We start from the raw sequence: 12802 nt of genomic DNA, 5'->3' as shown, positions 1-12802 counted from the left end.
TTAGCAATGGCGTTGACCATCAAAGCGCCGGCACCCCGTCAAGTCAAGTCGATGACGGACAGGGCAGGGCAGACAGATCATGACGCGTCGAGCTGAACCGCCTTGATATAGCGCTCGGCACGTTTGGTGCGGTCCTTGACGCGACCGACCAGCTGTCCGCAGGCCGCATCGATATCATCCCCGCGCGTCGCGCGAACCGGTGCGTTATGCCCGAGTTCATACAGCCATGTCTGAAACCGCATCACCTGATTGCGTGACGGCTTTTCGTAGCCGGCATTCGGGAAGGGATTGAACGGAATCAGGTTGATCTTGCAGGGCAGATCGCCCAGTACCTCGACCAGCTGCTCGGCATGTTCACGCTGATCGTTGATGTCCTTGATCAGGGTGTACTCGATGGTGATATGACGCGTGCCCTCGCTTTTGGACAGATAGCGCCGGCAGGTGTCCAGAAGCGTTGCAATGTTGTATTTGCGATTGAGCGGCACCAGCGTGTTGCGAAGCTCATCGTTGGCGGCGTGCAGGGAAATGGCCAGCGCGACATCGATCTCATCGCCGAGCTTTTCGATCATGGGCACCACGCCTGACGTCGACAGGGTCACGCGGCGCTTGGAAAGCCCGTAGCCGTTGTCATCGAGCATCAGATGCATGGCGGGCACGACATTGTCGTAGTTCAAAAGCGGCTCGCCCATGCCCATCATGACCACGTTGGTCACGGCGCGGCGGCCGTCATCATGGCCCATGCGTCCGCCGGCGCTGGCCTGGGCCACCCACAGCTGACCGATGACTTCGGCGGCGGTCAGGTTGCGCTGAAAGCCCTGCTTGCCGGTCGAGCAGAAGCTGCAGTCCAGCGAACAGCCCACCTGTGAGGAGACGCACAGCGTGCGTCGACTGCCGTTTTCGGACGGGATCAGAACGGTTTCCACAAAACTGCCATCTTCCACTTCCAGCACCCATTTCTGCGTGCCATCGCTGGACTGGCCTTCGTAGACCACTTTGGGGCCACGAATTTCGGCCACACGTGCAAGCTTGTCACGCAGGGCCCTTGAAATATTGGTCATCTGCGAGAAGTCATCGACACCCTCATGATGGATCCACTTCATGACCTGAGCGGCGCGAAACTTTTTCTCGCCCTGGTCGATGAAAAATTGCTCCATCTGGCTGCGTGAAAGACCCAGAAGATTGACAGGCGTTGTCGAGGCAGTCTGTGTCATGGCAGTGAGCTCGCTGGTGTCATGGTAGAAAGAAGGCCGTCACCTGCCCATGGGGGCAGATGACGGCCGGGCACGGCAGGATAATCAGCCGCGCGGGCAGATTTCTTCATCAGAGAAGAAATAGGCCACTTCACGCTGGGCAGATTCCGGCGCGTCGGAGCCGTGAACGGCGTTGGCGTCGATGGAAGTGGCGAAATCGGCGCGAATGGTGCCGGCTTCGGCCTTCTTCGGGTCGGTAGCGCCCATCAGCTCGCGGTTTTTGGCGATGGCGTTGTCACCTTCCAGTACCTGAACAACGACCGGGCCGGACGTCATGAAGGACACCAGATCCTTGAAGAAAGGACGCTCGCTGTGCTCGGCGTAAAAGCCCTCGGCCTTTTCCTGTGACAGGCTGACCATCTTGCAGGCGACAACCTGCAGGCCGGCCTTCTCAAAACGAGAAATGATGTCGCCTACGGCATTTTTGGCAACGGCGTCCGGCTTGATGATGGAGAGAGTACGTTCCTGGGCCATGTTAAAGGGCTCCTGACAGGGTGATGAATTCAAGATGAGTCGTGATTCAGGATAGCGCAGAGCCGGCAGCTGCATTGACAGCTGCCGGCTCCGGCAAAAATCGCGCCATTATAGCCATAGCCAGCGCAACATGCATCCGCAGTGGCATGGGTCGGGTCAGACGCTGAAACTTTCCCCGCAGCCGCATTCATCGCGGACATTGGGATTATTGAAGCGAAAGAAGCGGTTAAGACCTTCGCTGACGTAATCCACCTCGGTACCGTCCAGGACGGACAGGGCGTCGTTATCAACGATGACTCTGACGCCGTGATCTTCAAACACCTGATCATCGGCATCAACGCTGTCGGCAAAGTCGAGCACGTAGCTATAGCCCGAGCAGCCGCTTGGCTTGACCGCGACACGCAATCCTTCGCCGCTGCCGCGCTCTTCGAGCACGTGGCGAATCTGGTGGGCGGCGGCTTCGGAAATCGAGATCCGGGCCATGATGTTGTCCTCCCCGGTGATGCGCGCCTGGCGCGCGAAAGATAAAGGATGCTCAGGCGCTCTGACGCGTACGCAGGCTTTCAAGAGCGTTCGAAAGTGATTCAAGTGCCTGGTCGATCTCTTCGATTCGGCTGAAACGGCCAAAACTGAAGCGAATCGAGGCCAGTGCCCGTTCGCGTGGCACGCCAATACCGGTCAATACGTAGGAAGGGTCCACGCTGGCGGAATTACAGGCCGAGCCGGTCGATACCGCAAGACCCCGCAGCGCCATGATCAGGCCCTCGCCATCCACGCCTTCAAAACCGGCATTGATGATATTGGGTACATGCGCACCGCCTTCGGCATTGATCCAGGTGCCTTCAAGCAGGGAAAGGCCGTTGCGAAAACGCTGACCGAGCATCTCGAGATGAGCGTTGTCGCTTGCCTGTTCTTCCTGGGCCAGCGAAAAGGCCTGTCCCATACCGGCAATCTGGTGGGTGGGCAGGGTACCTGAACGCATGCCGCGCTCATGACCGCCACCGTGAATCAGCGCCTCGATTCGGGTGCCACGACGGACATACAGGGCGCCGATGCCCTTGGGGCCGTAGGCCTTGTGGGCCGACAGTGACAGCATGTCGATGGGCATTCGACTCATGTCCAGCTCGATTCGACCGGCGGCCTGAGCCGCATCCACGTGAAAGGCCGCACCATGCTCGGCCGCGATGGTGCCCAGCGCCTGCAGGTCATTGATGCTGCCCAGCTCGTTATTGACCGCCATCAGAGACACCAGAATCGTCTCGGGGCGCATCGCTTCCTGAAGCGCCTCGGGCGATACGGTACCGTTGGCACAAGGGGCGAGGTAGGTCACCTCAAAGCCTTCCTGCTCGAGCGCCGCGGCGCTGTCGAGCACGGCCTTGTGTTCGATGCCTGATGTGATCAGGTGTCGACCACGAGCGCGATGGGCGCGCATATAACCAATAAGCGCCAGGTTGTCGGCCTCGGTAGCCCCCGAGGTCCAGACAATTTCGCGCGGGTCGGCGCCGATCAGGTCGCTGACCTGGCGTCGGCCGGTCTCGACGACCTGCTCGGCCAGCCAGCCCGACATGTGGCTGCGTGAGGCCGGATTGGCAAAGGTGCCTTCCAGCGTCAGATGACGGGCCATGACCTCGGCTACACGCGGGTCGACCGGGGTCGTGGCCGCGTAATCAAGGTAAAGAGGCATGGTGCTCATGATGTTTTCCTTTCTTCAACGTCATGACCCGCTGCACGACGCACAATGACATTATGGCGTATGGGCAATCGGCAGCACGGCAATCTGGCCGGCGCTGTCCTGTTGCCGACACGCGATGCGCTGAACATCATGACGATGAATCAGCTCTTCAAGCGTAATACGGTCGAGAAAATCGTGTATGACATTGGATAGATCACTCCAGAGATGATGCGTCAGACAGGTGGTTCCCTGCTGACAATCCCCCGTGCCCTGACAGCGCGTGGCATCAATGGATTCGTTGACCGCGTCGATGACGCTGGCCACGGAAATCTCGCCGGGTGCCCGGGCCAGCAGGTAGCCGCCGCCCGGTCCGCGAACACTGGTGACAAGCCCTTCACGACGCAGCCTGGCAAAAAGCTGCTCGAGATAGGAAAGCGAAATATCCTGACGCGTCGAAATATCGGCCAGGCTAATGGGCGAACCGCTACCGTGCAGGGCCAGATCCAGAATGGCGGTAACGGCGTAGCGGCCCTTGGTCGTCAGACGCATGATCCAGATTCCGCTGCATGACAGTAATGACTGATTATGATAATCCCGAGGGATTTGGTCAACAATTGCAGGCAGCGTCAAAGAGTATCAAGGCCTCAGAGTGAGGCCTTATCATGATCCCCTGGCTTGCCGGTGCCGCTCTGGAGGCGCTCCACCCGCGTCAGAATGCCACGCAGCATGTTGAGCTCCATCACATCCATGCGGCTTCTCATGTAGAGACGTCGAAGGCGCGCCATCAGCTGGCGGGGATTGGCCGGGTCGTGAAAGCCGATATCGATCAGGGTGCGCTCGAGATGCTCGAAAAAGCGCTCGGTATCGGCGTGATTGGCCAGCGGGTTGTCCCATTCAACGCCAAACGGATAGGCCGAGCCGGGCAGGGCATCCGCCGTGCTGGCCTGAGTAGTGAGCCATGCCTGACGGCATTCATAGGCCAGTACCTGAACGGCAGCCGCCAGGTTGAGGGAGCTGTAATCGGCAGACGTCGGGATATGCACGTGGGTATGGCAGCGCTGGAGCTCTTCGTTGGTAAGTCCCTTGTCCTCGCGGCCAAAGACCAGTGCCACCGTACTGTCCTGGCTCTGCATCTCGCCGGGCAGGCGGGCGGAGAACTCACGCGGTGAGCACAGCGGCCAGGGCAAATGGCGTGAACGGGCGCTTGCTCCGACCACCCACTGACAGTCGGTCAGCGCCGGTTCCAGCGTGTCATGCAGCGTGGCCCGCTCAAGGATGTCATCGGCACCCGAGGCCCGGGCAATGGCTTCCGGGTTGATCCCTTCGCCGCGCGGTGCAACCAGCGCGAGCTGCTCAAGCCCCATGGTTTTCATGGCGCGCGCGGCGGCGCCGATATTACCGGGATGGCTGGTGCCAATCAGAACAATACGAATACGCTCTAGCATGAAAATCGCCGTAATACAGAAAACGTGGGCCGTTGGGCAGTAGAGGAGGCGATTCTAGCATGGAGTGATCGGACTCTGCCCTGATTGAGCGCTGGCGAGTTAAAGGCGTCTCTGCTAGCATCGTCGGCCACTTTTCCGGACAGTCCGCTTTTCAGACATCTCATTTTATCGCATCGCTGGTGTGGCAGGCCGTTGGGGCCGTCGCACGGGCGGTGTTTGACTCTGTCAGCTACTGATCTGCTCCCGCTCTTTAACAGCACTCGGTTCGAGGATTGATCATGCATCCAATGGTCCAGTTTGCCCTGCGCGCGCTTCGTGGCGCCCAGGAACAGTTCGTTCGCGTTCGCGACCGACTTGATATTGCCCGTGAAGACAACACGCTTGATACGTTGCTCAGCGATACGGCGCATCGTGCAGAAACCCTGATTGCTGCCCAGTTTGGCAAGGGGTACCCGGAGCATGGCATGTCCGGGCGCTATATCGGCTGGAGTGAAGGCCGTGGCGAAGGACGTGATTATCACTGGAAGATCGAAATCTTCCACGGCTACGCCAACCTGGCGTCCGGCACCTCGGGCTGTGCGCTGTCAATGGTGTGTCTCTACAAGGGTCGCCCTGAACACGCCGTCATCATTTCCCCCTTCACCGATGAAGAGTACCTGGTCAGCCGCGGCCGCGGTGGCCATTACAACGGTCGCCGCATGCGTGTGCCGGTGCGTACCAGCATCGATGGCAGCCGCATCGCTCTGGGCCTTCCCGAAAACTGGATGCGCGAGCGCTACTTCTCGACCTGGCAGATCCTGACGACCCAGCTGGGTGCACGCGTGGACATGCTGCGTGCCTCGGGCTGTCCGCTGCTGGACATGCTGTCGCTGTGTGCCGGCCATGTTGATGCCGCCTTCATTCTGGGGCTGGACGAGCAGGACATGCACATCGTCAGTCTTGTGCTCAAGGAGTGTGGTGCGCTGTCCGGCACGCCGCAGGGCAGTCCACAGATCAAGATCGAAGGGGCGCTCATGGCGGCCTCGCCGCGTCTTTTCAAGCAGCTGGTACAGACGATGGGCAACGCGAACCTGCCGATCCTGTAACCGTCTGTCGAGACCAGAGACACGGGTCCTGAAAGAGCGGATGTCGATACAAAAAAGGGCCCGCCTCCATGAGGCGGGCCCTTTTGCTTGTCACCTGCACTGATTCGCAGGGTCATCCGTCGGTTATGGCAACTCGTCGTCGGCAGCGTTTTCGCGTTTGACCGGGATCAGATCTTCCCGCTCCAGCTTGACCAGCAGCAGTACGGCTGCTGCCACATAGACCGAAGAGAACGTCCCCAGCACTATGCCCACGATCAGGGCCAGCGAGAAGTTGTGGATCATGTCGCCGCCCAGGAAAAACAGCGCCAGCAGCACCAGCAGGGTTGTTCCCGAGGTCGACAGTGTTCGCGACAGTGTCTGATTGACGGCGTCGTTGAAGATTTTGACCAGATCATTGGACTGGGAGCGCCGGATGTTTTCGCGGATACGGTCGTAGACGATGATGGTGTCGTTGAGCGAGTAACCAATGACCGCCAGCACCGCAGCCAGTACCGTCAGGTCGAAGTCGAAACCGAACAGGGCAAAAAAGCCCAGCAGAATGATCACGTCGTGGCCCAGCGAAATCAGCGCGCCGAGTGCAAACTTGTACTGGAAGCGAAAGGCCACATACAGCGCGACCACACCCAGGGCGATCAGCATGCCCAGACCGCTTTGATCGCGGAGCTGGTCGCCGACCTGCGCGCCCACGTATTCGGCGCGGACCAGATTGACCTGTTCGCCCTCGGCGCGCAGGGCGCTGATCACCTGATCACCGATACCTTCATCAAAGGTCTGCTGAAGGCGGACCAGCACGTCGGTGTCGGCACCAAAGGTCTGAACCGAGTAATTGCCAAAGCCCGCTTCGCCCAGTTCATTGCGAACTTCATCAAGCGAGGGCGCTTTTGCATAGCTCACCTCGACCTGGGTGCCGCCGGTGAAGTCCAGGCCCAGACTCAGGCCCTTGACAGCCAGCGCCCCAAGGGCGATGACGGTCAACAGGATGGAGATGATGTAGGCAGCCTTGCGCTTGCCCATGAAATCAAATTGCGTCATTTGCCGGCCTCCTCAGATCCACAGCTTCTTGAGCGACTTGCCGCCTACGACAAGGTTGGTAAGGGCACGGCTCACCATGACGCCGGTAAAGACCGAGGTCAGAATGCCCAGTGAGAGCGTGACTGCAAAGCCCTTCACGGGACCGGTACCGATCGAGAACAGGATGACGGCCACCAGCAGGGTGGTGATGTTGGCATCCAGAATGGCAGTGAATGCGCGTTCATAGCCGGTATGGATGGCCTGCTGTATCGATCTTGCGCGCATCTCTTCGCGTATGCGCTCAAACACCAGCACGTTGGCGTCGACCGCCATGCCAAGCGTTAGCACGATACCGGCAATGCCCGGCAGGGTCAGGGTGGCGCCCAGAATCGACATGGCGGCGATCAGAAGCGTCAGGTTGACGGTCAGTGCCAGATTGGCGATCAAACCGAAGCCCTTGTAGCGCACGATCATGAACGCCAGTACCAGAACCAGCCCGACAATGACCGACATGACACCACGGTCGATGTTCTGCTGACCCAGGCTTGGCCCGATGGTGCGCTCCTGCGCGAAGTAGATGGGTGCCGCCAGCGAGCCCGAACGCAATAGCAGCGACAGCTCGCGTGCTTCGGTCGGCGAATCCAGACCGGTGATGCGGAACTGATTACCCAGCGCGCTCTGGATGGTGGCAAGGCTGATGATGCCGCGCTCGGTGTAGGGCACGCGCTCCTCGACCTGTTCGCCGTCACGGGTGACGGTGCGGGTACGGGTCTTGTGCTCGATGTAGAGCACGGCCATGTTGCGGCCGATGTTGGCGCGCGTGGCGCGATTCATGCTGCTCCCGCCCGGACCATCAAGGTTGATGTTGACCTGGGGTCGACCGCTGTCATCAAAGGAGGTGCTGGCGCTGGAGACACGATCGCCGGTGATGATGACATCGCGTTCCAGAGCCGCCTTGCGGCCGGCGTCGTTACGGAAATCGAATGCCTGCTGCTGATCGGCACTGGTGCTGTCGGAGGCCTCAAGACGAAACTCGAGGTTGGCCGTGGCGCCCACGATCCGCTTGGCCTCGGCCGTATCCTGTACGCCCGGCAGCTCCACCACGATGCGGTTGGGGCCCTGGCGCTGAACAATCGGCTCGGACACACCCAGCTCGTTGACACGATTTCGAAGCGTGGTGAGGTTTTGATTGATGGCGTAGTCCTGAATGTCGGTGACGGCCTGATCGGTCAGCGTCATGACAAGCGTGGGGCCTGCATCATCCTCGTTGGCGAAGGTGAATTCGTTGTACTGGCGGTTGAGCAGCGCTCGTGCCTGACTGCGGTCCTCTGCATTGGCAAAGGTGAATCGGATGGCGTTATCACCGGTAGTGTTATTGCGATAACGAATGCCGTCGCCGCGCAGTGCCTCGCGCATGGCGCTGGCATTGACATCCAGACGCTGGTCGAGGGCCGCATCCATGTCGACTTCCAGCAGGAAGTGCACGCCGCCGCGCAGATCAAGTCCCAGATTCATGGGCTTGGCGCCGATGGACTGCAGCCATTGCGGCGTCGAGTCGGCCAGGTTGAGCGCAACGGTATAGCCCTGTCCCAGTGCCTTGCTGACCATGTCGCGGGCCGCAGACTGCTGTGAGCCGTTTTCCAGCCGTATCAGGCCGGTGCCGTTGGCGGACTCGCGTGACTTGACGGCGATGCCTGCCTGCTCGAGTGTCTGGTCGACACGTGCCATCTCGCTTTCGCCAACGCTTGCGCCGCTATTGGCCGCGCTGATCTGGATGGCCGGATCCTTGGGGTAGAGATTGGGCAGTGCATAGAGAACGCCCACAATAAACACGAGGAGTATCAGCAGATACTTCCAGAGGGGATAACGATTGAGCATCGTGGCCCTGTCCTGATTGGCTGGTGGCTCAAAGAGCGCTTTTGAGGTCGTATCAATGACCACAGGGCCCGACCAATGGTTCAATCACCACTGAGCGAGCCCCGGGCAGAATACGACGTGCTGTGTGTCAACACGCCGCGAGCAGGTATGACCACACCGATATGCCAGCGGTGGTCGCCTGCCTTCACTGGGTTCAGATCGATTTCAGTGTGCCCTTGGGCAGTACGCTGATAACCGAGCTTTTCTGAACGTTGACTTCGGTACCTTCGGCGATTTCCAGAGTGATGAACTCGTCACCGACCTTGGTCAGACGGCCCATCAGGCCACCGCTGATGGTGACTTCGTCGCCTTTGGAGAGCTCTGTCATCAACTTCTTGTGTGCCTTGGCGCGCTTGGACTGCGGACGCCAGAGCAGGAAATAGAAAATCAGGACAAAGCCGACCAGCATGACGATCTGACCGATGGCACCCGCGCCACCGGCACTACCGGAGCCTCCTTCTGCCATGGCTGCCGGAATCAGGTACTCGAGCATGAGGTTTCCTCTAGGAATGATCTTGTTCAGTGGTGCTCTGTTATAAGCCGTTTACGCCTCAAGTGGCGGGACCTCAAGGCCCCGGCGCGCATAGAACGCTGCCACGAAGTCCGCCAATGTACCCGCTTCGATAGCCCCGCGCAAACCACTCATCAGCTGCTGATAATGTCGCAGATTGTGGATGGTATTGAGCTGTGCGCCCAGCATTTCGCCGCAGCGGTCGAGGTGATGCAGGTAGGCGCGTGAAAAGTTCTGACAGGTATAGCAGTCGCAGCCTTCTTCCAGAGCACGCGTGTCATGGCGATGTACGGCGTTGCGAATGCGAATGACGCCGTCAAAGGTGAAGAGATGGCCGTTGCGGGCGTTACGGGTCGGCATGACGCAGTCAAACATATCGACGCCGCGACGCACGCCTTCGACCAGATCCTCCGGCCGGCCCACACCCATCAGATAGCGCGGCTTGTCGTCCGGCATCAGTCCCGGCAGATAATCCAGCACCTTGATCATCTCTTCCTTGGGCTCGCCGACCGACAGGCCACCAATAGCCAGACCGTCAAAGCCGATCTGCTCAAGGCCTTCCAGCGAGCGCTCGCGCAGCTCCCGATACATGCCGCCCTGAATGATACCAAACAGTGCGGAAGGGGAGTCGCCATGGGCGTCCAGCGAACGCTGCGCCCAGCGAAGGGACAGCTCCATCGAGGTCTTTGCTTCCTCGAATGTGGCCGGATAGGGGGTGCATTCATCAAAGATCATGACGATGTCAGAGCCCAGCGAGCGCTGAACCGCCATCGACTCTTCAGGACCCATGAAGACCTTGGCGCCATTGACCGGGGAGCGAAAGTGAACCCCCTGCTCGGTGATCTTGCGCATGTCGCCCAGCGAGAACACCTGAAAGCCGCCCGAGTCGGTCAGAATCGGCTTGTGCCACTGGGCAAAGTCATGCAGATCACCATGGGCTTCGATGACCTCGGTACCCGGACGCAGCCAGAGGTGAAAGGTATTGCCCAGAATAATTTCGGCGCCAATGGCTTCGACGTCTTTCGGCGTCATGCCCTTGACGGTGCCATACGTGCCTACCGGCATGAAGGCGGGCGTTTCAATGCTGCCACGCGGAAAGGTCAGACGCCCTCGGCGGGCGCGGCCATCGGTTGCCATGCGCTCAAAACGCATGAAACAGTCCTGTCTCATGAAAGATCCTGTTGGTACTTGAAAATCATCAATACAAGGTCGCGGCGCGACGGCGGTTCAGTCGCGCTGACGCGTGAGATACATGGCGTCGCCATAGCTGAAAAAGGCGTAGCGCTCGTCTACTGCCGCCTGATAGGCCTGCATGACATGGTCATATCCTGCAAAGGAGGCCACCAGCATCAAAAGCGTTGATTCCGGCAGGTGAAAATTGGTGATCAGGGCATCCACGCACTGCCATTGATAACCCGGATAGATAAAAATATCCGTGTCGCCGCTGAAGGCCTCGATCCGGTCACTGCTACTGTGCCGGCAGGCACTCTCCAGGCAGCGCACGCTGGTGGTGCCTACCGCAATCACCCGGTTGCCGCGGTCCTGGGCGGCACGGACCTGCTCGGCCGTCGCCTCGCTGACCTCGATCCATTCGCTGTGCATGTGATGCTCGAGGATGTTGTCGACTCGAACGGGCTGAAAGGTGCCGGCGCCCACATGCAGCGTGACGAACGCCTTTTCGATGCCTCGTTGTTCCATCGCCTCAAGCATTGGCTCATCGAAATGAAGGCCGGCGGTGGGGGCTGCCACTGCGCCGTCATGACGGGCATACACGGTCTGATAGCGTTCCCGGTCGGTATGCTCGTCCTCGCGCTCGATATAGGGCGGCAGAGGCATGTGGCCATGCGCCTCCAGCAGCGCGACCAGCGGCGTGTCCCCTTCAAACTTCAGCTCGAACAGCGCATCACGCCGGCCTTCTACCACCGCATGGACTTCCCCTTCGAACACGATGCGGGTGCCGATCTTCGGGGCCTTGCTGGCGCGCAGATGCGCCAGACCCCGGTGGGCATCCAGAGGCCGTTCCAGCAGCATCTCGACGCGTCCGCCACTTTCCTTGTGACCGAAAAGGCGCGCGGGAATAACGCGAGTGTCGTTGAACACCACCAGGTCGCCCGGCACCAGATGCTCTAAAAGTTCTGGAAAGCGTGTGTGTTCAAGATGGCCGCTGTCACCATCGACGCACAGCAGACGGCAGTCACTGCGCTGGTCGCTGGGATAGCGGGCAATCAGTTCGTTGGGCAGATCAAAGTGAAAGTCGGCGCGCTGCATGGCTTATCAAGAGTCGGTGTTGTCAAAGGGCGGGCATGATAGCGGATGCCAATGGTCTGCGTCATTGACGTGTTGGACAGGGTTCGTATAATACGCCTCGCGCAACACTGCCGGTGTGGCGAAATTGGTAGACGCAGCGGATTCAAAATCCGCCGGACTAATCCTCCGTGTCGGTTCGAGTCCGACCACCGGCACCATCTCTATTTGTTGTGGTTGCTTCCAGAATCATTTTCCCTTCCTGTTTCCTTGCTTGCCATTTTCCCCGGCAGGACGTGTATTCTTGTCTGTTGCATCCGTTTTAAACGCTCATGACAGAGGAGATTGCGAGTGTCACATCAAAGCTGCATGGTTCGGCATTTTCAATATTTTGCTGATCTGTCCGAATCGGAAATCGAGCTTTTGAGTACGCTTGAGAAATCTCCAGAGCAGCTCAAAAGCGGCGATGCGCTGTGGCGTGAGGGCGAGCGCGCCGAAGAGATGGCGGTATTGAGCAAGGGTTGGGCTTACAGCAGCTATGTGCTGGAAGACGGCAGCAGAATGATTCTGGACATTTTCATGCCCGGAGACGTCATTGGCCTTCGTGAATACGCTCTCGATGCGCATCAATCGACCATTGAGGCCATCACCGATTGCACGTTCTGTCGCTTTCCACACTGTCATCTTGATGACGTTTTCGATAAATCCGGTCGGCTGACCAGTACCTTTTTTGCCATTTCGGGCATTCAGCAATCCATGCTGGTAGAGCGCATGGTCAACCTGGGTCGTAGAAACGCGCAAAGCAAGCTGGCACATTTTCTTTGCGAAACCCGCAGCCGTCTGTCCAAAACCAATGATGGCGCGCTCAATGAGTTCAGACTGCCGCTCTCACAGCAGATGCTGGCGGATCTGATGGGATTGACCCCGGTCCATGTCAGTCGGGTGTTTTCTTCACTGCGTGAGCAGTCGCTGGTTTACCGGGATCGGCATCAGATCAACATTCCGGATGTTGATCGCTTGATGGCGTTTTCCGATTTCAGGGAAGGCTATCTTCGAATGCAGTCAAAGGGCCCTGATGCCTGAAACCTCGAAATCAGGGCTGTCACTTGGTAGCCCTGACTACTTGAAGACGCTGGTCGAGTAACAGGATTTACGCCGTAAACTTTCAGAGTGCTAAAAAATTAATTCATGTG

General features: G+C 59.1%; 13 protein-coding genes and 1 tRNA gene. 3 read left to right on the top strand and 11 right to left on the bottom strand.

Features of this window, described 5'->3' with window-relative positions; translation table 11 throughout:
* Positions 1-77: 77 nt before the first annotated feature.
* The 6 genes from rlmN to ACUN8C_RS12620 form a co-directional block, all read right to left on the bottom strand.
* Positions 78-1211 carry a 23S rRNA (adenine(2503)-C(2))-methyltransferase RlmN gene (rlmN, locus tag ACUN8C_RS12645; RefSeq protein WP_108844171.1) on the bottom strand — a complete coding sequence of 378 codons (1134 nt, stop codon included), beginning with the start codon at positions 1209-1211 and terminating at the stop codon, positions 78-80.
* Positions 1212-1295: 84 nt separating this feature from the next.
* Positions 1296-1724 (bottom strand): nucleoside-diphosphate kinase, encoded by a 429-nt coding sequence (ndk, locus tag ACUN8C_RS12640; RefSeq protein ID WP_108844199.1) that lies wholly within the window; start codon positions 1722-1724, stop codon positions 1296-1298.
* Between the two features lie 156 nt (positions 1725-1880).
* Entirely contained in the window at positions 1881-2207 is a 327-nt protein-coding gene (locus ACUN8C_RS12635; RefSeq protein WP_108844172.1) for a HesB/IscA family protein, read from the bottom strand.
* Between the two features lie 52 nt (positions 2208-2259).
* Positions 2260-3417 (bottom strand): aminotransferase class V-fold PLP-dependent enzyme, encoded by a 1158-nt coding sequence (locus tag ACUN8C_RS12630; RefSeq protein WP_445619534.1) that lies wholly within the window; start codon positions 3415-3417, stop codon positions 2260-2262.
* 51 nt (positions 3418-3468) lie between these two features.
* Positions 3469-3945: a Fe-S cluster assembly transcriptional regulator IscR gene (gene iscR / locus ACUN8C_RS12625; protein WP_445619533.1), complete on the bottom strand. Its 477-nt coding sequence runs from the start codon at positions 3943-3945 to the stop codon at positions 3469-3471.
* 95 nt (positions 3946-4040) lie between these two features.
* Positions 4041-4841: an RNA methyltransferase gene (locus ACUN8C_RS12620; protein WP_445619532.1), complete on the bottom strand. Its 801-nt coding sequence runs from the start codon at positions 4839-4841 to the stop codon at positions 4041-4043.
* 278 nt (positions 4842-5119) lie between these two features.
* On the opposite strand from ACUN8C_RS12620, the gene ACUN8C_RS12615 reads away from it, so the two are divergent.
* Positions 5120-5926, top strand: coding sequence for an inositol monophosphatase family protein (locus tag ACUN8C_RS12615; RefSeq protein WP_108844176.1), 807 nt, complete (start codon positions 5120-5122; stop codon positions 5924-5926).
* 123 nt (positions 5927-6049) lie between these two features.
* On the opposite strand, the gene secF is transcribed toward ACUN8C_RS12615, so the two are convergent.
* From secF to queA, 5 genes are all read right to left on the bottom strand, one after another.
* Positions 6050-6958, bottom strand: coding sequence for a protein translocase subunit SecF (gene secF, locus ACUN8C_RS12610; protein WP_445619531.1), 909 nt, complete (start codon positions 6956-6958; stop codon positions 6050-6052).
* A 12-nt stretch (positions 6959-6970) separates the two neighbouring features.
* The gene (secD, locus tag ACUN8C_RS12605; RefSeq protein WP_445619530.1) at positions 6971-8815 is read right to left on the bottom strand and encodes a protein translocase subunit SecD; all 1845 of its coding nucleotides are present in this window, start codon (positions 8813-8815) and stop codon (positions 6971-6973) included.
* Between the two features lie 193 nt (positions 8816-9008).
* Positions 9009-9347 (bottom strand): preprotein translocase subunit YajC, encoded by a 339-nt coding sequence (gene yajC / locus ACUN8C_RS12600; protein WP_108844179.1) that lies wholly within the window; start codon positions 9345-9347, stop codon positions 9009-9011.
* A 51-nt stretch (positions 9348-9398) separates the two neighbouring features.
* Positions 9399-10517 (bottom strand): tRNA guanosine(34) transglycosylase Tgt, encoded by a 1119-nt coding sequence (tgt, locus tag ACUN8C_RS12595; protein WP_445621865.1) that lies wholly within the window; start codon positions 10515-10517, stop codon positions 9399-9401.
* A gap of 75 nt (positions 10518-10592) precedes the next feature.
* A complete protein-coding gene (gene queA / locus ACUN8C_RS12590) occupies positions 10593-11633 on the bottom strand; it encodes a tRNA preQ1(34) S-adenosylmethionine ribosyltransferase-isomerase QueA (RefSeq protein WP_445619529.1) in 1041 nt (346 codons plus the stop codon).
* A 109-nt stretch (positions 11634-11742) separates the two neighbouring features.
* On the opposite strand from queA, the gene ACUN8C_RS12585 reads away from it, so the two are divergent.
* Together ACUN8C_RS12585 and ACUN8C_RS12580 are read left to right on the top strand one after the other, a co-directional pair.
* Positions 11743-11830, top strand: a tRNA-Leu gene (locus tag ACUN8C_RS12585).
* A 130-nt stretch (positions 11831-11960) separates the two neighbouring features.
* Positions 11961-12692 carry a Crp/Fnr family transcriptional regulator gene (locus tag ACUN8C_RS12580; protein ID WP_445619528.1) on the top strand — a complete coding sequence of 244 codons (732 nt, stop codon included), beginning with the start codon at positions 11961-11963 and terminating at the stop codon, positions 12690-12692.
* The last annotated feature ends 110 nt before the right edge of the window (positions 12693-12802 follow it).

This window comes from Kushneria sp. Sum13 (assembly GCF_052692355.1).
This window is presented reverse-complemented; position numbering and strand designations above follow the sequence as displayed.

Bases quoted from the DNA above. Each gene is read 5' to 3' on its own strand.
- ACUN8C_RS12635 (WP_108844172.1), bottom strand. From the start codon at position 2,207: ATGGCCCGGATCTCGATTTCCGAAGCCGCCGCCCACCAGATTCGCCAC.
- rlmN (WP_108844171.1), bottom strand. From the start codon at position 1,211: ATGACACAGACTGCCTCGACAACGCCTGTCAATCTTCTGGGTCTTTCA.
- ACUN8C_RS12620 (WP_445619532.1), bottom strand. From the start codon at position 4,841: ATGCTAGAGCGTATTCGTATTGTTCTGATTGGCACCAGCCATCCCGGT.
- iscR (WP_445619533.1), bottom strand. From the start codon at position 3,945: ATGCGTCTGACGACCAAGGGCCGCTACGCCGTTACCGCCATTCTGGAT.
- ACUN8C_RS12630 (WP_445619534.1), bottom strand. From the start codon at position 3,417: ATGAGCACCATGCCTCTTTACCTTGATTACGCGGCCACGACCCCGGTC.
- secD (WP_445619530.1), bottom strand. From the start codon at position 8,815: ATGCTCAATCGTTATCCCCTCTGGAAGTATCTGCTGATACTCCTCGTG.
- ndk (WP_108844199.1), bottom strand. From the start codon at position 1,724: ATGGCCCAGGAACGTACTCTCTCCATCATCAAGCCGGACGCCGTTGCC.
- tgt (WP_445621865.1), bottom strand. From the start codon at position 10,517: ATGCGTTTTGAGCGCATGGCAACCGATGGCCGCGCCCGCCGAGGGCGT.
- yajC (WP_108844179.1), bottom strand. From the start codon at position 9,347: ATGCTCGAGTACCTGATTCCGGCAGCCATGGCAGAAGGAGGCTCCGGT.
- secF (WP_445619531.1), bottom strand. From the start codon at position 6,958: ATGACGCAATTTGATTTCATGGGCAAGCGCAAGGCTGCCTACATCATC.
- queA (WP_445619529.1), bottom strand. From the start codon at position 11,633: ATGCAGCGCGCCGACTTTCACTTTGATCTGCCCAACGAACTGATTGCC.
- ACUN8C_RS12615 (WP_108844176.1), top strand. From the start codon at position 5,120: ATGCATCCAATGGTCCAGTTTGCCCTGCGCGCGCTTCGTGGCGCCCAG.